The organism is Paenibacillus sp. DS2015 (assembly GCF_050433705.1).
Classification (GTDB): Bacteria; Bacillota; Bacilli; order Paenibacillales; family Paenibacillaceae; genus Paenibacillus_AQ.
In genome coordinates, this window is sequence record NZ_JBNPWS010000043.1 from 18,661 (window position 1) to 41,078 (window position 22,418).

Sequence of the window (22,418 nt, forward strand, 5' to 3'; positions counted from 1 at the left end):
TATTTTTACTAAAGGAGCTGATTGTGATGGCGTTGACAGCCAAGCAGAAAACATTTGTACAGGAATACCTGATTGACCTCAATGCCACACAGGCAGCGATCAGGGCAAGGTATAGCATTAAAACAGCAGAACAACAGGCAAGTAGGTTGTTAAGTAATGTTAAGGTTCAGGAAGCTATTCAAAAGGCGATGGGCCAACGGGAGAAGCGTACAGAGATCACACAGGATCGAGTGCTGCAAGAGCTGGCTAAGATTGGATTCTCTAATATCTCCGATTACCTAAGTGTTAATACATCTCAGCGTGTTGTGGCATATAAGGAGACAGACGATGGTGAAAGAGTTCCAATCACGGATTGGGTCCAGTTAGTGGAGGTATTTGATACAGAAGTTATTGATCGCTTGAAGATGGATGCTGTTTCAGAGATTAAACAGACTAAGGAAGGCATATCCCTAAAGCTTCATGATAAGGTGTCGGCATTGGAGAAGATCGGACGTCACTTAGGCATGTTTGTTGATAAGGTGCAGCATAGTGGCACTGTTGAGGTGAATAACCCACTCAAGGACCTATCCACCGAAGAGCTCAGGAAGCTGATCCGTGATGGTTGACATCGAATTAATTAAACGACATGCCCGAATCGAACTTGCTAACCGTGAGTTCTTTTCTTTTTGTCAGGCTATGGCTCCAAACTTCTACAAAGAGAATCGTCAATATCTAATTGATCTGTGCGACGAGATGCAGGAGTTCTATGAGTCTGATGATGACATTCTAATCGTCAACCTTCCACCACGTCATGGCAAGAGTCGTACAGCTTCTATGTTCGCACAATGGGTGTTCGGCAAGAATCAACAGGAGAAGGTTATGACTGGATCCTACAATGAGACTCTATCAACTACATTCTCTAAAGCAGTCCGTAATGGTATTTGCACAGAGAAGGCAGATGATAACATCATTGTATACAGTGACATCTTCCCAGAGGTACGCATCAAGCGCGGAGACGGGGCTATGAATCTGTGGAGCTTGGAGGGTGGGTATAGCAGCTATCTAGCCACCTCACCTACGGGTACTGCTACAGGCTTTGGTGCATCCATCTTAATGATTGATGACTTGATCAAGTCGGCTCTTGAAGCAAATAACGCTGATGTGTTAGAGAAGCACTGGGACTGGTTCACGAATACCATGCTTTCCCGTCTTGAGGAAGGTGGCAAGATCATCATCATCATGACCCGATGGGCTTCTGGCGATTTAGCAGGTAGAGCCTTAGAACACTTCGCAGAGGAAAAGAAGAGCGTTAGGCTACTGACCATGAAAGCCTTGCAGGATGATGGCACAATGCTATGCCCTGCCATCCTATCTCGTGAGAGTTACGACATGAAGGTTCGGGCCATGGGTGAGGATATCGCTTCCGCCAACTATCAGCAGATTCCAATCGATATCAAAGGTAAGCTGTACAGCTCCTTTAAGACGTATGCCGATTTGCCAAAAGACTTTATTGGAATATATGCCTATTGCGATACAGCAGATCAAGGGTCTGACTACTTATGCAATATCATCTGGGGCGTGTATCAGAAAGAAGCATATGTATTGGATATCATTTATACCAGGGAACCGATGGAGATCACAGAGCCGGCAGTCGCTAAGGCTCTTTTTGATTTTAAGGCGAACAAGGAAAGAATTGAGTCTAACAGCGGAGGTAGGGCATTCGCAAGGAATGTTAAGCGGATCCTAGAGAGTGACCTTAACAGTAATCACACGGACGTGAGTTGGTTCCACCAGTCTAAAAATAAAGTGGCCAGAATTAATTCCAATGCAACTTGGATCATGAATCACATCTATTACCCAACTAACTGGCGTGATCGATGGCCTGAATACTATAAGGCTATGACAAGCTATCAACGTGAAGGTAAGAACGCTCATGACGATGCACCAGACGCAACAACAGGGGTAGCAGAAACGATGTATATGTTAGGAGGTTAAGAGAGTGGGGTGGATCAAGAATATGGTTATGAAGATGCTGAGAATTAACCCGGCTCCAGAGAATAGAATCATTACGATTACGGAGCCACTAAGCTACAGAACAAACGTGCTGCGTAATAGACTGTGGTATCGTGGGGATCCGTCAGAGCTAGATCAATTTTACAAGCAAACTGCCAATGACTCAGTGTCGAAGTCGCGCTTTTGGGCTGCTGTCCCTTCTGCTGACTTAGCGATCAGGAAGATCCATAGCGGACTACCCGCCATGATCGTAGAGCGCCTATCTGACATTGTTATATCGGACATGGACGGAATTGAGCTACAGACCGAAGCACAGACGGATCTATGGGAAGAGATTAGCCAGGATAATGCCTTTGATGAGTTGTTGGGTGATAGTATAACCGAGGCGTTGCTGACAGGTGATGGATCATTCAAGGTCACAGTGGACACAGATGTGACGGAATACCCGATCATTGAGTTCTATAGTGGAGATCAAGTGGAATACAAGCGAACGCGTAACAGGCTGCAGGAAGTATTGTTCTTTACTGATTACACCGTCAAGGATAAGGATTATCGCTTAGAGGAGACGTTTGGACGCGGTTATATCAAGTATAGACTTCTTAATTCAGACGGTAAGGAAGTGTCATTGGCTACCGTTCCTGAGACAGCTCAATTAGTAGACGTTACCTACACAGGTGATTTCATCATGGCTGTTCCGCTGATGTTCTTTAAGAGTCAGAAGTGGGCTGGACGAGGTAAGAGCATCTACGATAGTAAAGCAGATAGCTTTGACGCGCTGGATGAGGTTATCAGCCAATGGGTAGATGCAGTAAGAGCCGGCAGAGTGCAGAAGTATATACCGGAAGACCTGATTCCGAAGAATCCAGAGACAGGCGCTTTTTTAAAGCCTAACCCCTTCGATAACCAGTTCATTAGGATCGGTAGCGTCATGGCTGAAGATGCAAAAGGACAGATCGATATGGTACAGCCTGCTATTCTGTATGAGGCATTCGTGAATACTTACTCTAGCGCCTTAGACATGTGCTTGCAGGGTATCGTCAGTCCGGCCACATTAGGCATTGACCTGAAGAAGCTAGACAATGCAGAAGCTCAGCGAGAGAAAGAGAAGGCTACATTGTACACTCGCGGTAAGATCATTGACCGTTTGAATGAGATTGTACCCGAGGTTGTAGCAATAGCATTGAAGGTCTATGACACACTTAATAACCGTAATGCGGGTGAGTATGAAGCGTCCGTTAAATTTGGTGAGTATGCCAGTCCGTCCTTTGACAGCGTGGTTGATACGGTAGGTAAGGCCAAGGCATTCGGCATTATGTCCATCGAGCAGTCTGTAGTGGAACTATATGGTGATACCTGGACCGATGAACAGAAAGCAGAGGAAGTAGCAAGGCTTAAGGAAGAACAAGGTCTAATGGATGCAGATCTACAAGGTATTAACCAGGATGTACCACCAGATGACAGTGACACGAATCTAGAGGGTGTAAGACAAGCTGGGCTAAATGGGGCACAGGTTACAAGTCTATTAACTGTTGTCCGATCTGTTAAGTCTGGGGAAATCTCTACTTCCGCTGCAATAGCTTTAATCACATCATCATTTGGAATGACAACAGATCAAGCTAAGAGCATTCTAGAAGATGCTAAGGTAATTTAGAGGCGGTGAATTTTAGAATGAAACCGTATGATATCGCCCAAATCTTTGCACAGATGGAGATAGACTTGATAGCCAGTATGAAGCGTAATTTGTCCCGTCACGAAGCTTGGGAAAAAGAAGAAGGCTTTGAGTGGGAACAATGGCAGAGCCGAAAGCTTGCCGGGCTGAAGCAATACCGGAAAGAGAACCGGAAGCTGTTGCAAAAGTATGGTGGTGCTATTGATACCGCATCCGAGCAGATGATTAAGGAATCATTTTTACACGGTGCATCTGGTGTTGACGGTACAATCAGAAGATTATGGGAACGGTTGAAGTCGTTATTTGCGTCAAGCCGATTAACCGTACCAATAACGGCTGTTGATGGCACGGATGATAGCTTTTTTCGAATTAACGAGAAGCGTTTGAATTCACTAATCACAGCGACTAAACAAGACCTGGATAAAGGTATGTTTGCCATGTTGCGTCAAACAGAAGACGTGTATCGGCAGACGATCTTTAAAACACAGGTATATCACAATGCGGGCGCATCATCTTTAGGTCAAGCTATAGACAGGGCAAAAATGGATTTCATTAGTAAAGGTATTAACTGTATCACATACGCGGACGGTAGGCGGGTTAACATTGCTTCCTACGCGGAGATGGCTTTACGTACCACCTCTCAACGCGCAGTATTTATGGGTGAGGGTGCTAGGCGGGGAGAATGGGGTGTTAAAACAGTTGTCGTTTCGGCACATAGCAACTCTTCGGATCTCTGTTTGCCCTGGCAAGGCAAAGTATACATTGATGATGTATACAGTGGTGGAAAAGCAGGAGACGGTAAATATCCTCTCCTTAGTGGAGCAATGTCTGCGGGGTTGTTTCACCCCAACTGCCGGCACAATATGAGTACCTTTTTCCCTGGTATCAGCTCATTACCTGCACCAGTTGATAACGGGACAGCATCGGAGAACTATAAGGCAGAGCAACAGCAGCGTTATATGGAACGCCAGGTGCGGAAATATAAACGGCGCGAGGCTGGCAGTATCGATCCGGCCAATCAAGTGGCTGCTACTGCTAAGGTCAAACAGTGGGAAGATAAGATCAAGGGACATATGACTGATAATCTACAGCTTCGACGGGATCAAAGTCGGGAGAAGGTACAAGGTGGGATTTCCGGTACTCAGCGTAAAGAGGTATTGAAAAAACTTGCAAATACTGCCAAGATAGAGGGTATAAGAAAGCACATCCGATCTGATCAACAACCGAAGAATATCGATGTAGGACAGCATAATAAGCATGCTATAGGGACACATGAATATAAGCAAAAGCAGAAGGATTTGAATAAAAAAGGGGAGTTTGGCCCATCGTATCTTACGATTAGTCAGGATGAAGTTGCACAGATGGTTAAGCAGTACGCAGGTACAGGTGGAATTAAACTGAATAAAAACGGTGTTTGGGATAACAAAGAAACTATTCTTACAAATGATACTATTATTGGAAAAGCTGTGAATAACTTAACCGGAGCAGAAGCGGATACGACGGTATTCAGAATCCACTATGGAAAAAATGAAGTTCACATCGTTCCAGATTACCCAAGTAAGAAGAAGGGGAGGGAAAATAAATGATTGATTATCACGATTTAATCGGGGAAAAGGTGAAGGTAGTAGATAAAGACGGAGACATTTTTGTCGGACCTATCATCTCTTATGAGGTTGGAATCATGGAAGACTTAGATTATGATTCGATAGGGATACAAGTGGGGGAGGGTTATTATATCGGCATCCCGATTCCCGACATTGTAAGCTGTGAAGTATTAGAAGACTAAAGCACTCTCGAATAATCGGGGGTGCTTTTCTTATGCCCTGTCGTATGGCTTAAAACTAGGCGGCCATCACCGGACGAGACCGGGATACCTAAGCGAAGATGGGGGAATAGAAGATGACAAAAGAACAGTTTATAGCATTAGGATTTACCGAGGAACAAGCAACAAAAGCCGCAGACGCTTCACAGGAGGAACTTAAGACTTATATACCTAAGCATCGTTTTGAAGAGGTGACAGAGGAAAATAAGACTCTTAAAGGTACTGTGAAGGAAAGTGAGAAACAGCTTGAAACTCTCAAGACAACAGCAGGGGCAAGTGAAGAGTTGAAGAAGGAAATCGAGAAGCTTCAAGGTGAGAATAAGACAGCCGCAGATAAGTACACGGCTGACCTTAAGGAGCTTACCCTTACTAACGCCATTAAGACAGCACTGAACGGCAAGGTACACGATGAGGGCATGGTAGCCGGGCTATTAGACAAGAACAAGCTTGTAATCGATGGCGATAAGGTTGTTGGGTTAGAGGATCAGTTAAAAGTTATTCAAGAGAGCAAGGCATTTTTATTCAAATCTGAGGAAGCAGCTCCTAACCCAACCTCTGTTCCCGGATTCCGTATTGGGACCGATGGCAAACAAGTTCCGGTGGAGGGCAAGCCAGCATCATTGATGGACGCAGTATCAGCTCACTTCAATACAAAATAAGAAGGGATGATTAAACATGGCAGTAACATTAGCAGAAGCAAAGAAAAACGTACAAGACGCTTTACAAATGGGGGTTATCGACGAGTTCCAAAAGAATAACTTTCTCTTGGAAAATCTTACATTTGATGATGCTGTATCCCCAACAGGTGGCGGTGCTACACTCACGTATGGTTACACACGACTGATTACACAGCCAACGGCTGCATTTCGGGAAGTGAATACAGAGTACACCCCACAAGAAGTCACAAAACAACGTTACAACGTTGACTTGAAAGTGTTTGGTGGAACATTCCAAATCGACCGTATCATTGCAGGCATGGGCGGTATTATCGGAGAAACCACGCTTCAATTACAACAAAAGGTAAAGGCAGCACAGGCGTTATTTAACGATACTGTTATCAATGGTGACTCAGCGGTAGATGCAAAGTCATTTGATGGACTAGAAAAGGCGTTAGCAGGTTCTAGTACCGAGTACATTCCAGGTAGTGCTATTGATCTTTCAACTTCCGCTGCAATAGATACAAACTATAAGGTGTTTCTGGACGAATTGGATGAGTTTCTGATGGGTCTTGACGGTGGACCGTCTGCAATAATGGGTAACCTCAAGCTGATTGCTAAGATTCGCGCTTGTGCTCGTCGTGCTGGGAGCTACACTACCGCACGTAATGACTTCGGTGGTCAGGTGGAATTTTATAACAGTATTCCATTGGTTGATCTCGGGGCTAAATCAGGCACAAATAATCCGGTTGTATCTATTGGTACAGAAGCAAATGCTGGCCTTACGTCTCTGTATGCTGTGCGCTTAGGTTTGGATGGTTTCCATGGGGTATCAATGGCTGGGCAACCACCAGTTAAAACGTGGTTGCCTGATTACACTACAGCTGGTGCTGTTAAGACTGGCGAAGTGGAAATGGTGGCTGCTGTGGCACTTAAAGCAACGAAGTCTGCTGGAGTTATGCGGAAAATTAAAGTGTCATAAGGAGGAATAGGGTATGCCAAAAGTATATGCACCGAATAAACAGTACATCGGACTATCAGCCGGTGTTTCTTTTGTTAATGGGATTGGAGAGTCTGACGATCCAAACGTGATCGAGTGGTTTAGGGATCACGGGTATGAGATCGAGGAAAAAAACGTAGTGAAGGCAACAGGGGAAGCTAAAGCTACTGAAGCAGCAAAGAAAGAAGCAGAGAAGCAGATCAAGGCACTACGCAAGAAAGCTATGGAACTTGGTATTGAGGACGCCACTGAGAAGGATGCGGAAATGCTGACAGCGGATATCGACGCTGTAGAGCAAAAGTAGGTGATCCTATGCCCTATGCAACGATAGACGATTACGACCAGTATGGAGATGGGCTAATTCCGTGGGTTGACTTGGAAAGGGCCCTCTCCCGAGCATCTGATCAGATTGATTCACTAACCTATAACAGGATCATGGCGCGGTGGGTTGATAACCTCACGCCTTTTCAGCGTACCAACGTAATCAAGGCAGTATGTCGGCAAGCAGACTTTATGTACCAGTATGGAGACTATTTAACAATGCCACTTGCTGGTTATAGCGCTGGAAGTATCTCGTTATCGTTTAAGGCTGTCCAAGGTGCAGGAGGTATACAAACATCTGAAAGTGTTTCGAACCTCCTGACGGCTACAGGATTAACGAGTAGGAGGTTATGATGATGCGTGGCAAACTACCGTTTCCTAAATGGATATTGGTTACTCCAGTAAAAGTATTTCAAATTGAAATGTCAGAAAACGGTGAGCCTGTTGAGGAATTAATCTTCGATGGGCTTTGTTGTTTTGACGAAAAGATCAGGCAGACGCTGGATAAGGATCGCCGCCTGGTTACACTTTCAGGAAAGCTTATTATCGAGGGTGACATTAACCCAGATAAGCTGATCGAAGGCTTTGTTAAGTTTGGAGAGATAACACGATCCATTTTCAGGGCAGCTAGACCACGTAATCCTAATGGGAGTGTGTTTAGTACGGAATTGGAGTTGATGTAGATGGTGAAAGTCAAAACCACAATGAATAAATCAGCACTTAACAAGCTGTCATCCTCGCAGATCCAAGCTCTAACTATGACCGCTGATGCAGTGAAGACGGACATTATAACTTCGGAAGTTGTCCCTAAGCAAACAGGTGAGTTAGAACGCAGTAGTCACCTGGATGATTCCCTTTCCAAAAGAGGACTTGTTAAACTGGTTTTTGATACACCCTATGGAAGGCGACTATACTGGCACCCTGAGTATAACTTCCGAATGGACAAGAACAGCAACGCCAAAGGTAAATGGCTTGAAGCATGGATATCTGGCGAGAAGAAGAACTTTGCTAAGAAAACATTCTGTGAATTGTATCGGCGGATAAATAGGGGTGTGATCAAGTGACACTTGCTGAGATCCGCGACTGGTTAAAGACACAGGTGGATTGCCCTCAGTGGTATATCGGAAAGATAGAGGGTAGCAAGCCACAATGTATAGGCCTTTATAACATAACGGGTGCCACACCAATGATTGCTATTGGCGGTCTGGATAACACCAGTTATGCTTCGAAAACTGTCTCAATCTTAATCCACTGGAGTAAAAATGCTGATACAGCGGAGCGTAAGGCCCAAGAGGTCTACGCTACGCTATTTGGTCATTCAGGGGAGATTGCTGGCAAGCGCGTGATTTCGTTTCAAATGCGTACTTCCGAACCTATCAGTGTAGGAACAGATGATGAGGGCATTTATGAATATGTAATTGAAATGACTATTATTTACGAGAGGTAAGGTGGTTTAAATGCCAGAAACAGGAGTATTTCCCGTACACAATAACAAGTTCAAAGTTAACACAGCAGGGCGCGGGGCTTCCGTAGGAACTATGGTTACTATCAAGGACTTGGAAACGTTTAGTTTGGCAGTAGATAGTAATGTTGAAGAGTGGACACCGATGGATCTTGCGGGTTGGGCACGTCAAGCAGTAACGGGTAAGAAATTAAGCGTTAGCTTTAGCGGTAAACGTAACTACGGAGATGCGGGTAATGATTATATTGCTGGGACTCTGTTGGCTACGGGGCAAGACGTCGAGACGGTATTTGAGTGGGAATTACCTTCTGGGGCTAGGTTGACTATGGATTGTGTAATCAGCCTAACAACTCCTGCAGGTGGTGACTCTACAAACATAGATGGTCTGGAGTTCGAACTATTATCAGACGGTCTTCCAAAATTCACTGCAGCACCTTAACGTAGTTAGCATTTAAGAGGGCTATTAGCCCTCTATTATTTTTAAAATATGATTATAAGGGGAAATGAGAAATGGCTATTATTAATATTACTGATAAGTTTTCAGCGGATAAGTCTTCCATTCAGCTGGGAGAAAAGGTTTATGAGGTTAATAATTCGATGGAAACGGTTATGAAATTCGAGGAGTTAGCTGGGAATGGTTCCATGGAATCCCTAGTTAGCGCTATGGAATACGCGATCGGAAAGGCTGCTGTAAAGGAATTGAACATTAAAAAGTTGTCTGTATCAAACTTCAAACTGTTGATTACCGCCATTATGGCATCAATGCAAGGAGTCACCCTGGAGGAAGCTGGCGCCCGATTTCAACGGATCTGATAATACAAGTACAGGGGAAAGCTTCTATGATATCCGCGAGGATTGGGACTTAATAGAAGCTTCCATTGCAACTCAATATGGCATACGAATTAGACAACAAGCTAATAGTATGTCTTGGTCTGAATTTTGTACTCTGATTGGCGGTTTAATGTCAGAAACGCCTTTAGGGGTAATCGTAGGCATAAGATCAGAGAAGGACTCAAAGACCATAAAGAGCTTTAATTCAGAACAAAAGAAAATACATTCCGATTGGAAGAAACGCATAGCAGACAAGAAGCTTCTATCCCCAGAGATTATTGAGAGGGATATGGCAGAGCTTGAAAGGATGCTTGAAAGCATGTTTGGGGGTGGTAAATCGTGAGTGTTGGTAGCGTAGGTCAGATCGACTTAGATCTCGGGCTGAACTATAAACAATTTAGCGGTCAACTCAACGACATATCCGGAAAAGCTACAGGTATGGTTGGAAACTCCTTTAAGAAATTAGGGGGTATTATTGCTGCTGCTTTTGCTGTTAGCGCTATGGTTGGGTTTGGAAAATCAGCCATAAACCTAGCATCAGATCTGCAAGAAGTACAAAACGTTGTTGACGTAACCTTTGGTTATATGGCTAATGATATCAACAACTGGAGTCAAACAACTTTGGATGCTTTTGGTTTGTCGGAGTTGTCTGCTAAGAAGTATTCCTCAACCATAGGGGCTATGATGAAATCGTCTGGTATCTCGGGAGTTGCTATGGAGGGGATGTCCAAAAAGCTCACAGAGCTGTCTGCGGATATGGCGTCCTTCTACAACCTTAGTAACGACTTTGCTTTTGAGAAAATCAGAGCTGGTATATCTGGCGAAACAGAACCACTGAAACAACTAGGTATCAATATGTCTGTAGCAAATATGGAAGCTTACGCATTAGCCCAAGGTATTACTACAAGCTACCAGAAGATGGATCAAGCTGGCCAAACGATGTTGCGATACAACTATCTCTTGTCTGTTACGGGTGATGCTCAAGGCGACTTTGCAAGAACCTCCAATTCTTGGGCTAACCAAGTTAAGTTGATGGGAGAGCAATGGTCTATATTCAAGGGTACTATGGGGGCTGGATTTATCAACATACTAACTCCAATAGTGCGCGGCATTAACTTCCTGATAAAGAAACTTCAAATTGCTGCTGCTTATTTCAAAGCCTTTACAGAGTTAATATTTGGAGCACAAGCGCCATCATCCAGTACAGGAGCAGCGTTAACTGATATGGGTACAGGAGCTTCAGATGCTGGGGGTTCTGTTGCTGACGTAGGCAAAGCAGCTAAGAAAGCAGGTAAGGACACTAAAAAGGCGGCAAAGGATGTCAAAGGTTCTCTATCATCCTTCGATATGCTGAATGTAATTGGTAAGGATGCGGCTGACTCCTTGGCTGATGCTGCAGATGCTGCGGGTTCTGCTGGAGGTGCTGGCGCGGGTCTTGGCGGATTAGGAGGTATGGGAGACTTAGGAAACTTTGGAGACTTGGATTTGGGAGTCCCTAAAATTGAAGCTCCTGATATGTCTAAATTCGCTCCTGTTATGGAGTTCCTTACAAAAGTCAAGGATATGGCTACATCTGTAGGCAAGTATCTACAAAGCGCTTTTGGACCAACTCTCAAACAAGCTTTGGATCTTATCGTACCTCCTATACAACGTTTTTGGGAGACTTTGAAGAGCGTAGGTACTGACCTAATGACTTTGTGGGCACCCCTTAAATCTTGGTTGTCTGGTGATCTTGTGCCGTATATGCAGAAATACATCATAACCATAGCCACAATTTGGGCTGGTCTTATTGATTCTGCGGAGAAGGTATTCGGCGGTATATGGGCAGCGGTGTTCCCGATACTAGAGTGGTTTGTTACCAAGGGGTTACCTCTTATGACGGACTTTGGTACTGGTATGTTGAGGATATGGGACAAATTGTTTGAGGTAGCCAAGGGCATATTCGACAAGCTTTGGACAGAGGGCGTTGAGCCTGGGTTGATGTTTGTATCTGACATGATTGTTGATGTGTTAGATATAATAAAGGGCTTCTGGGACAAGTGGGGTAAAAGTATTGTAGACAAGGTAGTTGAATTCTTAGACAACATAGGTAAACTGTGGGGTAAGCTTTGGGATACAATACTCAAGCCTATCTGGGATAACTTGATAGAACAGATGAGAAAACTTTGGGATAATCACCTCAAAGGTCTTATAACTGAGTTTACAAACTTTGTTGGTAAGCTAGTAACAGGCGCTCTTGATATATACAACAAATTTATCTTGCCTATGATAGGCTGGCTGATAGATAAGTTTGGACCAACCTTTGTGAATGTATTCAACTATGTTGTTGACATACTGGGTATCTGGTTGGGGGTAATAATTGATATTGTTAAGGGCGTACTAAAATCTTTGGGCGGTATTATTGACTTCTTGGTAGGCGTATTCACAGGAGACTGGAATAAGGCTTGGGATGGAATCAAGACATTCTTGTCTGGTATATGGGACGCTATTGTAGCTATAGTAGTGGGCTTAATTAAGACACTTGGTACTATAATTACGTATATAGGAGGACTATTCAAAACAGCTTGGGATAAGGGTTGGGAAGACGCCAGAAAAACTTTTGATAGACTCAAGGATATATTGGGTAACATAAAAGACGACATAGTTGAGATATTCGGCAACATAATAACTTATGTAAAGAGTACATTCACTTCTGCTTGGGAAAAGGGCTGGGAAAATAATAGAAAAGCCTTTGATAATCTCAAGAACGGTTTAAGCACAATAAAAGAAGGTATAGTGAAGATATTTGATAACATAATTACCTATATAAAAAATACCTTTACAACTGCTTGGGAAAAAGCTTGGGGTGGGATAAAGGACTTTGTTGGTAAGATGGGTACAGCTATGGAAAGCTTGTTCAAGGGATCGATAAACGTCATAATCGACTCTTTCAACTGGATGATCAAGCAGCTAAACAAGGTGAGTATAGACATACCTGATTGGGTTCCAGGAGATTTAGGCGGTAAGTCTTTTGGGGTTAACGTTCCAACCATACCAAGGTTGGCAAAGGGAGGACTTGCTACAGCGCCTACGTTAGCAATGGTAGGGGATAACAAGAATGCCCAAGTCGATCCAGAGGTCATAACACCATTATCCAAGTTACAAGGTATGTTAGGGGCCAGTAATAACGCTATGGTAGAAGTATTGCTAATGATACTTAATGCTATAGAGACTCAAGAAACCTCTTTATCTATTGACGGGGATAAGCTTACAAGAGTAATCAAGAACAACCTAGCATCAGAGGGCGGTAGAGTTGGTAAGAGTATGATAACTGTTGGGGGTGTGTCTGTATGATGAAGGTAACTAATGGAGGGGAGACAAAGAAAATCCCTGCGTTCACCTCATATGAGGTAACGGTACAACCCCAACAAAAGTCTGCTGAGCGTAATGGTAATGGTAAGCTTGTTAGAGAGACTTTGCCTGATAAGTGGGCTATACAAATGGAGTGGGAATTTGGAACGCCTGAAGAGTTCTACATTATGTTCAACTTCCTAAAAGGGTTAACCCGAGTAGATTTCAACGTTTCTTTTCCTGCGCCAACAGGCAAAATAGAGAGTGGGGTATTTTACATATCTCCAATATCAGCTAAATTATTAAACTTTTCAAGAGGGGCTTCTGGCTGGTGGAAAACCCTGAAATGCTCGTTTGTGGAGGTATGATATGGTTCCGGTATCAGAAGCGTATAGCAGAGCAGTAAGACAAGGAACAAGATCGTCAGATGCAAGAATTGTGTTTGGGGTTGTAGACGTAACTGCGGGGGCTGATGCAGCCCTCACCGTAAATACCGCACAACCATTTACCCCTATTGCCTCAGTTCTTGAGGATATAACGGACCCCGATTTTAATATGGGAACGCTTGAGCCAGACTTGTTTAGATTGGATGGTAGCTTCTATCTAACGCCCGATGATGTTAATTCTACAGACAACCTTGGTTGGTGGTCGCAAACAATGTCTGCATCCGATAGAAGCTTTGTTACTGAGCCTACTTTAACTGTTCTGTTTGATGACATGCATAGCAGTTTGGGTATAAGCCTATTTTTTGGTACAGAAGAATACTCCTCTGATTTTGAGGTTACCTGGTACCGAAGTTCTGCTGTTATGTCTCAGATACTGGTTGTAGCTAATAATTCTCAAGAGGTTAGTATTAACAAGCCGGTTGAGAACTATAACAAGATAACTATAAGGTTTCTGAAAACAAAACGCCCGTATCGCTATGTTAGGCTAATGTCTATGGTTTTTGGGCTTGAGGAGATATTTGATAATGACAGTATAATATCGGCTAGAGTAGTGGAAGAGGTTGATCCTTCTGCCAGCGTACTCAGTATAAATACTCTGTCGTTTACAGTCCTGAACCAGAATCAACGATTCAACATGTTGAACCCTGGTGGGATATACGCTTATCTACAGAAGAGACAAAAGATCAAGGCTAGAAGTGGTTTATTGCTTGAGGACGGTTCCTATGAATTTGTGTCTATGGGTGCGTACTACTTGTCTGACTGGAAGAACTCAACCGGGCTAACAGCTTCATTAGAGGCGACAGACGTTATAGGGCTGCTTGATAAGACTACTTATTCAGCATCGCCTTTCTGGGTTAATGAGCCGATAATAAACGTATTGAAACATATTTTAACTGATGCCGGCAAATTTAAACTGTCTATATTGCCGTCAGTGGCGTCCGAGGTAGTAAATGGGTATATACCAGTAAAGAGCCATAGAGAGGCACTGATGGATGTACTTATGTCGGCTCGTTGCGTATCTAAGATGGATAGAAACGAGACCATAGTTGTCGGGCGAATCGACTATTCTCAGGGTGTTGAGGAGATAAGCTTTGACACTATGTTAGGTAATCCAACCATAGAGCAGAAAACGCTTATAACCGCAGTACAAGCTAATGATTACACCTACGCGCTAGGAGCTACAGCAACCGAGATTAACAAGTCAACTATGGTTCTTGTAGGCACTCAAGAAACTGTTATAGACTTTGGAGGGGCTGCGAAGAACGTTTCTGTTGTGGTTACAGGTGCTGGGGTTATCGTAGGATCGCCTAAAATATCTGCCGTATCAGCAAAGGTTGTTATAACAGGTAGCGGTTCCTTGACCATTACAGTAACAGGTAACGTATACACCGAATTCACAAGATCGGTTACGTTGAGTGCGGGGGTTCTCTCTGCTGGGGAGATTCCGCAAGTAGCCACTCTTGGAGACAATAAACTTATGGTGGGTAAGGCTGAGTTGGTTGCTCAGAATTTGCTAGACTACTACCAGAAAAGGATAAAGCAATCCTTTGATTATTGGGATAACCCCTCCATACAAGCAGGAGATGTTGTTGATGTAGAAACAATATTTAGTAAGTTCAGCAGCGGTGTTGTAGAAAGACAAGAGATCACCTTTGCCCCTAATTTACAGGGTAGGATTGAGGTGACGGGGTAATGCCTTGGATTAAAACTGTAGTATTCAATAGAGGTAGTTACTACAACGTAGAGGATATAAACAGAGTTAACAACAACGTAGAGTTTATACGTCAGTTCCTTCTTCAGCAAGGATACACCCCTGCGTTGGTTAGTCCTGTGAAAAGCGATTACCAAAAAAGCGATTTCCCTACAGTAACAGCTATAAACAATGTAAGAAGAAATCTGAAGTACCTACTCTCTCTTGTACCAGAAGCCTTGCGTGTTGTAGAGTCCACAGGATTTATTGCTGGAACTTTCTATGCTGGAGAGGAGGGGATAATCTTTGGTTCCTCAACGGTTCCAACAATAACAATCAACACAGCAAGGCTTCAAACGTTTGATTTTAACAGGGCAAACGAGCTAGAGTTAACGCTACAATTGTTATACGACACTTTGATGGCACAGGTAGACAATTTCAAGAAAAGCGGTACATTCTATTCTGGCGAGGAAGGGTTGATATAATGGCATACCAAAAGACAACTTGGATTGATAGGCTTGTACAGTTTCCACGTAGGTTCACCAAAACCCTAGAAGGGGCAAACGTTGTAACGCTAACGCCTGATCCTGGCACAATAACTGAGCTTGGTACTTTTGTATCTGCTGCGGTTATGAATAATATGGAGTTAGGTATAGAAAATGCGGATGCGGCAGCAACAAAGGCAAGAGACGATCTTGTACTTGCCAACAACGCGCTAAATCTTAAGGCTCCATTGGCCAACCCCGTATTCACAGGCACGCCCAAAGTTGGATCTGCTACGATGATTACCGCAGATAATATAGCTACCTACACACCTCCTGTGGATACAGGTAATTATATAGGAGGCGATATGTATGTAAGTACGTTAGGATCGGATACTACAGGAACTGGGCAACTTGCATACCCCTTCAAGACTATTCAAAAGGCTTTGAATTCAGCAAAGAAGCATCTAGTAACTACTTTAATAATCAACATCAAAGCAGGAACTTACCCAGAAGCGATAACCATAAGCAATTTTGATGGGGCTAGGGGCATAACTCTACAGCCGCACGGTTCTGGGTTGGTAATCATTACCAGTGATGTGTATGTTGATGCGTGCAGCATGTCTTCTATGTATTTTTATAATCTAAATTTTACGGGCAGTATAACTTCTAGGGGGGACGGTGGATGTAGGTTTATGTCCGTATTGGGTTGTACATTCACCACTAATTCCTCTTATGGAATATCGTTTGAGACGGCTGGCGTTTTATCCGTACTCAACTCAACTTTTACTGGTAAGCCTACTTGTATAAGGCTAGTTGGTAGCGTTCTATTATCTATTTCCTCAGGTAACTCGGGATCTGGAAACGCCGTAGGTATATCCGTATTATCGGGAGCAATATTAACTGTTAGAGGCAATATTAGTATTGGAGCAGCAACTACATTTCAGGTAGAAACAGGCGGTACAGTATTCAACACGCCTTCAGGTAAAATATATGTTTAGGAGGTATATATAAAATGAATGGATACGTGTATTGGATTACAAATAGGTCAATAATTATTGTTGTTGATGATATTAGGGTGGTTGGCGAGACTACTTTGGAGGGTGCAACATCTTCAATAGCAGGTGTTGATACAACAGTAGCAGGTATATTTATAACTGACAAAGTATTTGCTGTTGGCGATATCTTACCAGATACCCTAGTAAATCGCGCTTCTGAGTTTATCAAGAAATCGCCTGAAGAAGAGGCTGACAACTTGCGCAGGCGACTTGCTGATATTGAAATGGCTTTGGCGGAAATGTTTGTTGTTTAAATACACAGAACCTAAAGGGGTGATGGAATGTTGCAGGGATATAAAGTGCGGATTATCGCTAACGCTTGTATAACTCGCTACGAAAACGGAGAGCGCGCAATGGACTCCATTGTAGGATACTATAACCAAACGGAGGAAATAACGAAATCAATCAAGGAGGAAATTTTGATAAGAGTACCAACTATGGATTTTGAAGCAACAGAATAGCAACAGACTTACAGCACCCATGGAGGTGTTTTTATTTTGCCCTCATAACTATGTGGGCTATTTGTATTCAGATAGAAATGAGGAATATCTATGGATGAAACTACAGAAATACTGCAACGGTTGACTCGAGTAGAGACTAAGCTAGATGCTCAATTGAACGCTAAAGATATTGCTCAGGAAGCGTTGGGTTCGGCTAAATCGGCGCACCATCGGTTAGACGAGATTGAAGCTGATCAAAAGTGGTTGTGGCGTACCATCAGCGGATCAGTAATAGGTATTGTGATGGCTGCTATAATAACGGCTATTAAAATGGGGGGATTATAAATTGACTAACACTGAATTTATTAAAAAGATCGCAACCTATGCCATCGCTGACTTTAAAAGTACAGGTGTTCCTGCATCACTCACAATCGCACAAGCTGCTCTAGAGTCTGCATGGGGTGGCAGTGGTTTGACAACTAAGGCCAACAACCTATTCGGCATTAAAGGAAAGGGATCAGCTGGGAGTTGTACGATGTCAACGACCGAATATGTAAATGGTAAGCCTATCAAAGTGGATGCCGCGTTTAGGGCTTATAACAATTGGGGAGAGTCTATTTTGGATCACTCAAAGTTGATATTGGGCGGCGTGTCCTGGAATCGTAATCTCTATGCCAAAGTCCTGAACAAGGATGGAAAAACGGCAGCAAAGGAAGTGGCTGCGGCTGGTTATGCTACCGATCCTAAATATGCGGACAAGCTAATTGCCATTATGGATGCACATAATTTATATCAGTATGACGTGAAGAATGTGCCACCTGTTACAGTGGTTCCTGATAAGAAGGGGGATGAAGACGTGTCAGAGGTAGTTGAGTTGAAAAATACCGTCAAGCTGCAGGAAGAACGCATAGTGGCACTGGAGAGACGGTTGAACATTAGTGGCAAAGAAACATATGTAAGCGGCTATTTGGAAGCAGTTGAGGCGGCTAAAAAGGCAGGAGCTATTACAACATCCGCGGATAAATCAAAGATGGAGCTTAACATGATCCAGATGCTTCATAACTTAAGTTTATTTAATAAAGGGGGGAAATAAGCAATATGAAAAATCAAAACTTAGTTGATGTGCTGGCCTTCGCTTCAGTGTTGGCCGTTTTTGTGTTGGCAGGGGTGCAGCTGGTTAAGCAAACAGTGAATGTACGGAAAAACATTACACCTCTTATCGGTCTAGTGATCGGATTAGTGATCGGAATTGTAGCTGTACCGTTTACAGATCTCGATCTTAATCTTAGATTGTGGGCTGGAGGACTGGCAGGGCTTAGTGCTACAGGGTTATTCGAGTTAGCGTTTAACAAGCGAGACGGTACGACAAAAGAATAATATTTTCACTCACAAGTGCGGTCCAATGCGGTCCGTTTTTTTGTTTTGCATTACACATGAGAAAGAAGGGATCGCATGCCAATGGATATGTTTAATCCTATTAAATTTACAGTGGACATAGAAAGACCTACGAAAATCTTGGAACCCATGGTAACACAAAACAATAGAGTTATATTCGTCATTACCGTGCATAAAGCAGGGAGAGCGTGGTCGCTTCCGGACGATATGACATTCACCTTAACAAGCCAAAACGTTAATAGTGTTTCGTTTTTTACACCAACTCAAGGGATTAAAACAGGCGACAACGAAGTCACGTTTACATTAGGAAACGAAGAACTAAGCGTAGTTGGACGCGTCAAAGCATCTGTACAGTTTATAGATTTGGATGGACGTGTAGACGCACTTCCCTTTACGTACAGAGTGTTGGACGACATAACCAAAGAGGTTAATTTAGACGACAATGAGACATCTTTAATTGAGCTTGTATTACAACGTGCACCACTTATCATTCAAGGAGCTATTGATGCTACTGATTATGCGAGAACTCAAGGAGATATCATCAACCTGCAGTTGCGCGGTGATAGGGGACCTGAAGGACCTCAAGGCCCGGCAGGTACTAATGGTGCTCCAGGAGTTGCGGGCACGAGAGGAGATCCTGGGGCACAGGGTATACAAGGGATACAGGGTATCCAAGGCATACCTAGTGGGAATCCTAAAGGGGCTTATGCTACCTTCGCGGCTTTGCAGGCGGCCTTTCCTACGGGGAATGGTGATATCTATTTAGTAGCCGCTGATGGTAAGTGGTATTACTGGAGCGGTACAGCGTGGGTTGCGGGAGGAACTTACCAAAGCACACTTATTGCCGATGGGGCTATTACGGCGGCCAAGTATGGCAACGGATCATTCACGCGGATCAAGTCTGGTACGTCGTTGGGAGCCATGCAGGACGGATTTTCACCTACGAGCGCAGACATACAGTTAACGCGTGATGCAACTGATCCTACGAAGTTGCTGGTGAAGTTTCTGGCTGGTTCGATCTTCTATTACAAGAATATCGAAACAAAAACACAAGTCACTCTGGGGGTATTAGAGTATGTGATCCCAAGTGATTACTCCTTAGTGTACAATACGACCGACAGCACACAGTTCTTTGTTAAGGCGACAAACGCCCTGACCAATATAGACCATATATTGGTTTCGAATTACTTAGGTAGGGATGTCGTGAATAACCTGTTCAAGGCTAAGCCGATGCTCTTCTATTCAGCAAACCAACCAACATATGCAGTATCTGCCACTACAAATGATATAACTGTTAACTTCGGAACGGACTTACGATTCTTCGTTAAGACTGGAGATAGAGTGAATTTCGATGTGATCACCATACCTCAGGCAAATATGGCTGTACCTCATGAGTCTGCATTGGTGTGCAACCTGTATACAAAGACATTGGAAGTGCGCGCCTATGCCTTACTTCGACCTCAGGACATTATATTGTTTGCCAACTACTTCAAGAGAGCCATAACCAATGCTATACAAGCACTTCCTGGTAAGGCTATAAGTACTGTTTTACCTTACGGGGCTCGCAACGCTGAGTCGGTAACTACTTTCTCCTTTAAGGTTGATCAGGATGGTTGTGTGGTGGAGGATGAGATATGGTTGTTCCAGGGTGGCGTTTCTAATCATGATATAAACTTCCCAGCCAACATATATGTACTGGATAAGAACACATTAGCCGAGAAGGCAATCATCCGACATTACCTGGGTCATGCCAACGGGGTCGATTACAGGAATGGAAGGCTTCTTGTCTATAATGGTGGAGAGTATCCGCCTGAACTGAACTTGTACCGGAGCCCATATGGTAAGCTGTCTTTGAACGTAACTGATGCGGCTAACGTACAGATTATCTTCAAAGAGGGAAACAAGCTGTTGGAGGGTGACGGAGCTGCTTGCTTCGGGGAAAATGAGCGTACGGTTTACTACAATGCCGGGCTGAAGATATACAAGATTACCTTGGGTATGGGAATCAACGACCTGTCTGATACTTCAACTGGTAAAACAGACATGACGCGTTGGGGAACCTACAGAAGCGGTAAGCAAACTGATGAGTACAACGGAACGGCGAAGATAACCGATATTTACGAAGGTTACATCGACTCGAGTACCCAACCTCAAGGGATGCACTATGACGGGTTCTTGTATTTGGCTACTGGCTATTCTTATTGTCATGCCTATAAGGTGCAATTGAGGAGTGATCTGACTTTTGCCGTGGTGGACGACTATAAGTACAGTTACGTCAACTACAAGAACGAAACAATAACAATTGAACCAGAGTCTGTATTCATAATTGATAACGATATCTTTGTTGGGGCGAGAAAAGGTAATCAAGAATCGTTTATTGTTAAGATGGCTTTATAGCATTACTTCTCAATAGAATTCTTTTGCTTGTAGTTTAGTTTGTGGAGTATTATTCTTCGGCAATTGTTAATATAAATCATATTAGCTCCATCCCACACTTCAGTTTAAGTTATTAAAATTGAATATAGACCTAGTAATTTTGGAAACCCCACTAACCGAAGTTAGTGGGGTTTCCTTTTAGGTACTTCATATATTTCGTTGATTGATTGCGCGAATTAGTTTTTCGTTTCTTTGATCTGCTTTATACGAGTTTACGACTAATATTGCATGAATAACCCCTGGTACATAAAGACAAATTGTAAGAATAATACTTAGAAAAAACTGTCCGAATTTACCGCAAGATAAGACTGCAAGTGGTGGAATGAAACAGAGAAGATAACGCATGATCGATCCCCTTTGTATGAATATTTGATTTCAGTTTATCAGAACTAGGAAAATATAACTATACATTATTAACAAATAAAAGAAGAACTAGAGGTATAAGACCTATGCGGTTTTTTTTAATGTAGCATCTGAGCAATACGTTCTATGTCTTCAATATCCGCGTAGGGAATCCACGTAGGGCCTTCTGATGTACGTATCTTAGCCCGTTCAAGATCGGTTGATACTTCTGCAAACCCGTTAATTACCTCACCGTTATGGAGCTTTACAATTACCCTTTGACTACTAGCTGCAGCTTTATATAATTCCTCTCTAGATTTCATCTGAGCCCTCCCTTCATATAGTAGAATATTCTACCATTTTATGATTGAATCCTTCATTCGTGGATAAATACACTTGAATAAGGAACGTTCGTTCGCATATAATAAACACAAACAAACGTTCGTATAGGGGGCTGATATCATGCCAATGAAATACTTAGGGAAAATCGTTGAGATCGTGTATATGGATCAATCAGGAAAGATCACACAGCGTCGTATTGAAGTAAATAGTATCCGTAATGGACTAATTAAGGCTACATGTCTAATGACTAGATCGCCACGTACTTTCCGCATCGATAACATTTTAGCATGGCAAGCTCCAAGAACAACGATACGGGAGGCGGTCTAATGCTTGCCGATGCAGAGCGTAAGCTTTTAAGGGTGCTATATAACTATTCTAAACGACACAATGTAATACCCACTATAGGCGACTTGGAAAGACTGACGGGAAGGTATAGGAATGGTATATGGGAGAGTTTGATCACATTAAGGAGCTTGGGCTACATCTATTGGGAAGACAAGGCTTCAATGAATTCTATACAGATTATTGAGGGATGGGAGAAAGAACCAAATAAGTCTGTAGTTCCTTCCTCATCTTCAAGGGAGAACATTAATTATTGGACCTAGTAATATTAGAAACCCTACAGCTTTCGATCTGTAGGGTTTCTTTTTATTATTATATAGAAGGAACAGATTCAATCGTGTGTATCTTAATATCTATGGATT

General features: G+C 43.2%; 30 protein-coding genes. 28 read left to right on the forward strand and 2 right to left on the reverse strand.

Annotated features, from left to right (window positions below; translation table 11 throughout):
• Positions 1-26 precede the first annotated feature (26 nt).
• The 26 genes from J2T13_RS24105 (at position 27) to J2T13_RS24230 (ending at position 20,991) form a co-directional block, all read left to right on the forward strand.
• Positions 27-605: a terminase small subunit gene (locus tag J2T13_RS24105; protein ID WP_429375083.1), complete on the forward strand. Its 579-nt coding sequence runs from the start codon at positions 27-29 to the stop codon at positions 603-605.
• Entirely contained in the window at positions 598-1,974 is a 1,377-nt protein-coding gene (terL, locus tag J2T13_RS24110; protein WP_429375085.1) for a phage terminase large subunit, read from the forward strand. Before J2T13_RS24105 ends, terL begins: the two co-directional genes overlap by 8 nt.
• Before the next feature lie 4 nt (positions 1,975-1,978).
• Positions 1,979-3,643, forward strand: coding sequence for a capsid protein (locus J2T13_RS24115; protein WP_429375029.1), 1,665 nt, complete (start codon positions 1,979-1,981; stop codon positions 3,641-3,643).
• 17 nt (positions 3,644-3,660) lie between these two features.
• Positions 3,661-5,247 (forward strand): phage minor capsid protein, encoded by a 1,587-nt coding sequence (locus J2T13_RS24120; RefSeq protein WP_429375030.1) that lies wholly within the window; start codon positions 3,661-3,663, stop codon positions 5,245-5,247.
• Positions 5,244-5,447 (forward strand): hypothetical protein, encoded by a 204-nt coding sequence (locus J2T13_RS24125; protein WP_429375033.1) that lies wholly within the window; start codon positions 5,244-5,246, stop codon positions 5,445-5,447. The genes J2T13_RS24120 and J2T13_RS24125 overlap by 4 nt, the downstream gene beginning before the upstream one ends.
• A 113-nt stretch (positions 5,448-5,560) precedes the next feature.
• Positions 5,561-6,142, forward strand: a complete 582-nt coding sequence (locus J2T13_RS24130) for a phage scaffolding protein (protein ID WP_429375035.1) — start codon at positions 5,561-5,563, stop codon at positions 6,140-6,142.
• Between the two features lie 16 nt (positions 6,143-6,158).
• Positions 6,159-7,121 (forward strand): major capsid protein, encoded by a 963-nt coding sequence (locus J2T13_RS24135; protein WP_429375037.1) that lies wholly within the window; start codon positions 6,159-6,161, stop codon positions 7,119-7,121.
• Between the two features lie 13 nt (positions 7,122-7,134).
• Complete coding sequence (locus J2T13_RS24140) at positions 7,135-7,443, forward strand: hypothetical protein (protein WP_429375039.1); 309 nt, start codon at positions 7,135-7,137, stop codon at positions 7,441-7,443.
• Between the two features lie 8 nt (positions 7,444-7,451).
• On the forward strand, positions 7,452-7,814 hold the full coding sequence (locus J2T13_RS24145; RefSeq protein ID WP_429375042.1) for a hypothetical protein: 363 nt from the start codon (positions 7,452-7,454) through the stop codon (positions 7,812-7,814).
• A 2-nt stretch (positions 7,815-7,816) separates the two neighbouring features.
• Complete coding sequence (locus J2T13_RS24150; RefSeq protein ID WP_429375045.1) at positions 7,817-8,143, forward strand: hypothetical protein; 327 nt, start codon at positions 7,817-7,819, stop codon at positions 8,141-8,143.
• The gene (locus J2T13_RS24155; RefSeq protein WP_429375046.1) at positions 8,144-8,524 is read left to right on the forward strand and encodes a hypothetical protein; all 381 of its coding nucleotides are present in this window, start codon (positions 8,144-8,146) and stop codon (positions 8,522-8,524) included.
• Positions 8,521-8,907 carry a minor capsid protein gene (locus tag J2T13_RS24160; RefSeq protein WP_429375049.1) on the forward strand — a complete coding sequence of 129 codons (387 nt, stop codon included), beginning with the start codon at positions 8,521-8,523 and terminating at the stop codon, positions 8,905-8,907. The genes J2T13_RS24155 and J2T13_RS24160 overlap by 4 nt, the downstream gene beginning before the upstream one ends.
• A gap of 10 nt (positions 8,908-8,917) precedes the next feature.
• Positions 8,918-9,361 (forward strand): phage tail tube protein, encoded by a 444-nt coding sequence (locus J2T13_RS24165; RefSeq protein ID WP_429375051.1) that lies wholly within the window; start codon positions 8,918-8,920, stop codon positions 9,359-9,361.
• 71 nt (positions 9,362-9,432) lie between these two features.
• Positions 9,433-9,735 carry a hypothetical protein gene (locus J2T13_RS24170; RefSeq protein ID WP_429375053.1) on the forward strand — a complete coding sequence of 101 codons (303 nt, stop codon included), beginning with the start codon at positions 9,433-9,435 and terminating at the stop codon, positions 9,733-9,735.
• Entirely contained in the window at positions 9,710-10,096 is a 387-nt protein-coding gene (locus J2T13_RS24175) for a Gp15 family bacteriophage protein (RefSeq protein ID WP_429375086.1), read from the forward strand. The genes J2T13_RS24170 and J2T13_RS24175 overlap by 26 nt, the downstream gene beginning before the upstream one ends.
• Positions 10,093-13,086 (forward strand): hypothetical protein, encoded by a 2,994-nt coding sequence (locus J2T13_RS24180; protein WP_429375055.1) that lies wholly within the window; start codon positions 10,093-10,095, stop codon positions 13,084-13,086. Before J2T13_RS24175 ends, J2T13_RS24180 begins: the two co-directional genes overlap by 4 nt.
• Positions 13,083-13,451 (forward strand): DUF6711 family protein, encoded by a 369-nt coding sequence (locus J2T13_RS24185; RefSeq protein WP_429375057.1) that lies wholly within the window; start codon positions 13,083-13,085, stop codon positions 13,449-13,451. Before J2T13_RS24180 ends, J2T13_RS24185 begins: the two co-directional genes overlap by 4 nt.
• 187 nt (positions 13,452-13,638) lie before the next feature.
• Entirely contained in the window at positions 13,639-15,222 is a 1,584-nt protein-coding gene (locus tag J2T13_RS24190; protein ID WP_429375058.1) for a hypothetical protein, read from the forward strand.
• On the forward strand, positions 15,222-15,704 hold the full coding sequence (locus tag J2T13_RS24195; protein WP_429375059.1) for a hypothetical protein: 483 nt from the start codon (positions 15,222-15,224) through the stop codon (positions 15,702-15,704). Before J2T13_RS24190 ends, J2T13_RS24195 begins: the two co-directional genes overlap by 1 nt.
• Complete coding sequence (locus J2T13_RS24200) at positions 15,704-16,702, forward strand: hypothetical protein (RefSeq protein WP_429375061.1); 999 nt, start codon at positions 15,704-15,706, stop codon at positions 16,700-16,702. Before J2T13_RS24195 ends, J2T13_RS24200 begins: the two co-directional genes overlap by 1 nt.
• A 14-nt stretch (positions 16,703-16,716) precedes the next feature.
• Positions 16,717-17,013, forward strand: a complete 297-nt coding sequence (locus J2T13_RS24205; protein ID WP_429375062.1) for a hypothetical protein — start codon at positions 16,717-16,719, stop codon at positions 17,011-17,013.
• A 27-nt stretch (positions 17,014-17,040) separates the two neighbouring features.
• Positions 17,041-17,220, forward strand: a complete 180-nt coding sequence (locus tag J2T13_RS24210; protein WP_429375064.1) for a hypothetical protein — start codon at positions 17,041-17,043, stop codon at positions 17,218-17,220.
• Between the two features lie 90 nt (positions 17,221-17,310).
• Positions 17,311-17,544 (forward strand): hemolysin XhlA family protein, encoded by a 234-nt coding sequence (locus tag J2T13_RS24215; RefSeq protein WP_429375066.1) that lies wholly within the window; start codon positions 17,311-17,313, stop codon positions 17,542-17,544.
• Between the two features lies 1 nt (position 17,545).
• Positions 17,546-18,292, forward strand: coding sequence for a glycoside hydrolase family 73 protein (locus tag J2T13_RS24220; protein ID WP_429375069.1), 747 nt, complete (start codon positions 17,546-17,548; stop codon positions 18,290-18,292).
• 5 nt (positions 18,293-18,297) lie between these two features.
• A complete protein-coding gene (locus J2T13_RS24225) occupies positions 18,298-18,576 on the forward strand; it encodes a holin (RefSeq protein ID WP_429375070.1) in 279 nt (92 codons plus the stop codon).
• A gap of 75 nt (positions 18,577-18,651) precedes the next feature.
• A complete protein-coding gene (locus tag J2T13_RS24230) occupies positions 18,652-20,991 on the forward strand; it encodes a collagen-like triple helix repeat-containing protein (RefSeq protein WP_429375073.1) in 2,340 nt (779 codons plus the stop codon).
• A gap of 186 nt (positions 20,992-21,177) precedes the next feature.
• On the opposite strand, the gene J2T13_RS24235 is transcribed toward J2T13_RS24230, so the two are convergent.
• Together J2T13_RS24235 and J2T13_RS24240 are read right to left on the reverse strand one after the other, a co-directional pair.
• Complete coding sequence (locus J2T13_RS24235; protein ID WP_429375076.1) at positions 21,178-21,375, reverse strand: YqaE/Pmp3 family membrane protein; 198 nt, start codon at positions 21,373-21,375, stop codon at positions 21,178-21,180.
• Positions 21,376-21,491: 116 nt separating this feature from the next.
• Entirely contained in the window at positions 21,492-21,695 is a 204-nt protein-coding gene (locus J2T13_RS24240) for a hypothetical protein (RefSeq protein ID WP_429375079.1), read from the reverse strand.
• Positions 21,696-21,834: 139 nt separating this feature from the next.
• Here J2T13_RS24240 and J2T13_RS24245 point away from each other — a divergent pair, with 139 nt between their 5' ends.
• Both J2T13_RS24245 and J2T13_RS24250 read left to right on the forward strand, forming a co-directional pair.
• Complete coding sequence (locus J2T13_RS24245; RefSeq protein ID WP_429375080.1) at positions 21,835-22,041, forward strand: hypothetical protein; 207 nt, start codon at positions 21,835-21,837, stop codon at positions 22,039-22,041.
• Positions 22,041-22,319: a hypothetical protein gene (locus J2T13_RS24250; protein ID WP_429375081.1), complete on the forward strand. Its 279-nt coding sequence runs from the start codon at positions 22,041-22,043 to the stop codon at positions 22,317-22,319. The genes J2T13_RS24245 and J2T13_RS24250 overlap by 1 nt, the downstream gene beginning before the upstream one ends.
• Positions 22,320-22,418: the final 99 nt, after the last annotated feature.

What these genes read in the sequence shown, in the direction of transcription:
- J2T13_RS24105 (WP_429375083.1), top strand. Translation starts at nt 27, where the DNA reads ATGGCGTTGACAGCCAAGCAGAAAACATTTGTACAGGAATACCTGATT.
- terL (WP_429375085.1), top strand. Translation starts at nt 598, where the DNA reads ATGGTTGACATCGAATTAATTAAACGACATGCCCGAATCGAACTTGCT.
- J2T13_RS24120 (WP_429375030.1), top strand. Translation starts at nt 3,661, where the DNA reads ATGAAACCGTATGATATCGCCCAAATCTTTGCACAGATGGAGATAGAC.
- J2T13_RS24125 (WP_429375033.1), top strand. Translation starts at nt 5,244, where the DNA reads ATGATTGATTATCACGATTTAATCGGGGAAAAGGTGAAGGTAGTAGAT.
- J2T13_RS24130 (WP_429375035.1), top strand. Translation starts at nt 5,561, where the DNA reads ATGACAAAAGAACAGTTTATAGCATTAGGATTTACCGAGGAACAAGCA.
- J2T13_RS24135 (WP_429375037.1), top strand. Translation starts at nt 6,159, where the DNA reads ATGGCAGTAACATTAGCAGAAGCAAAGAAAAACGTACAAGACGCTTTA.
- J2T13_RS24140 (WP_429375039.1), top strand. Translation starts at nt 7,135, where the DNA reads ATGCCAAAAGTATATGCACCGAATAAACAGTACATCGGACTATCAGCC.
- J2T13_RS24145 (WP_429375042.1), top strand. Translation starts at nt 7,452, where the DNA reads ATGCCCTATGCAACGATAGACGATTACGACCAGTATGGAGATGGGCTA.
- J2T13_RS24150 (WP_429375045.1), top strand. Translation starts at nt 7,817, where the DNA reads ATGCGTGGCAAACTACCGTTTCCTAAATGGATATTGGTTACTCCAGTA.
- J2T13_RS24155 (WP_429375046.1), top strand. Translation starts at nt 8,144, where the DNA reads ATGGTGAAAGTCAAAACCACAATGAATAAATCAGCACTTAACAAGCTG.
- J2T13_RS24165 (WP_429375051.1), top strand. Translation starts at nt 8,918, where the DNA reads ATGCCAGAAACAGGAGTATTTCCCGTACACAATAACAAGTTCAAAGTT.
- J2T13_RS24170 (WP_429375053.1), top strand. Translation starts at nt 9,433, where the DNA reads ATGGCTATTATTAATATTACTGATAAGTTTTCAGCGGATAAGTCTTCC.
- J2T13_RS24185 (WP_429375057.1), top strand. Translation starts at nt 13,083, where the DNA reads ATGATGAAGGTAACTAATGGAGGGGAGACAAAGAAAATCCCTGCGTTC.
- J2T13_RS24190 (WP_429375058.1), top strand. Translation starts at nt 13,639, where the DNA reads ATGGGAACGCTTGAGCCAGACTTGTTTAGATTGGATGGTAGCTTCTAT.
- J2T13_RS24195 (WP_429375059.1), top strand. Translation starts at nt 15,222, where the DNA reads ATGCCTTGGATTAAAACTGTAGTATTCAATAGAGGTAGTTACTACAAC.
- J2T13_RS24200 (WP_429375061.1), top strand. Translation starts at nt 15,704, where the DNA reads ATGGCATACCAAAAGACAACTTGGATTGATAGGCTTGTACAGTTTCCA.
- J2T13_RS24205 (WP_429375062.1), top strand. Translation starts at nt 16,717, where the DNA reads ATGAATGGATACGTGTATTGGATTACAAATAGGTCAATAATTATTGTT.
- J2T13_RS24210 (WP_429375064.1), top strand. Translation starts at nt 17,041, where the DNA reads ATGTTGCAGGGATATAAAGTGCGGATTATCGCTAACGCTTGTATAACT.
- J2T13_RS24215 (WP_429375066.1), top strand. Translation starts at nt 17,311, where the DNA reads ATGGATGAAACTACAGAAATACTGCAACGGTTGACTCGAGTAGAGACT.
- J2T13_RS24225 (WP_429375070.1), top strand. Translation starts at nt 18,298, where the DNA reads ATGAAAAATCAAAACTTAGTTGATGTGCTGGCCTTCGCTTCAGTGTTG.
- J2T13_RS24230 (WP_429375073.1), top strand. Translation starts at nt 18,652, where the DNA reads ATGCCAATGGATATGTTTAATCCTATTAAATTTACAGTGGACATAGAA.
- J2T13_RS24235 (WP_429375076.1), bottom strand. Translation starts at nt 21,375, where the DNA reads ATGCGTTATCTTCTCTGTTTCATTCCACCACTTGCAGTCTTATCTTGC.
- J2T13_RS24240 (WP_429375079.1), bottom strand. Translation starts at nt 21,695, where the DNA reads ATGAAATCTAGAGAGGAATTATATAAAGCTGCAGCTAGTAGTCAAAGG.
- J2T13_RS24245 (WP_429375080.1), top strand. Translation starts at nt 21,835, where the DNA reads ATGCCAATGAAATACTTAGGGAAAATCGTTGAGATCGTGTATATGGAT.
- J2T13_RS24250 (WP_429375081.1), top strand. Translation starts at nt 22,041, where the DNA reads ATGCTTGCCGATGCAGAGCGTAAGCTTTTAAGGGTGCTATATAACTAT.